Raw genomic sequence first — 521 nt, forward strand, 5'->3', positions numbered from 1 at the left:
TGAAAACGACGTATTAAACGAAAAGAGCCACTTGGGCTCTTTTCTTGTTTTTACGCGTTCTTTTTTGAGAGCGTAATAATTAAAACTCAAACATAAAGTAATAGCCATAGCCCACAATGAACGCAGGGATAGAAGAATAGACCGTTGCCATCAATGCCGCTTTGGGAGCCATGGCAATCGCGGGGAACAGTGCATCTCCATCGTTAGAAATCGCATTCGCAATCTGCGCGGATAATGGTGCGGCACCAGTAATGTACAAACTGGTGACGAGAATCTGTGGGCCGCAGCCTGGTAGCATACCGATGGCTAAGCCAGCCAATGGCATCCAGATGCCCCACTTTGAGAAGGAAGCAGCCAAATCAACGCCTGAAAAATAGGTCGTTAATTCAAACGCAAGAAACGCCACGATAACCCACGCGCTGACAAAGTTGGTGTCTTGAGCTGCTTTTTGAATCGGGTGTGAATCAACGATTTTTTCATCTTCTGACACCGTCGATTGATAATCACCCAACTCTTTTGTC

At 46.1% G+C, this 521-nt stretch carries 1 protein-coding gene; it reads right to left on the reverse strand.

Annotation, left to right across the window (positions count from 1 at the left end; genetic code table 11):
* Positions 1–79: 79 nt before the first annotated feature.
* Positions 80–521, reverse strand: a 442-nt coding sequence (locus R7R24_RS30340) for a putative manganese transporter (protein WP_318120667.1), incomplete at its 5' end; no start/stop codon positions are given.

Source organism: Vibrio sp. 704 (genome assembly GCF_033339295.1).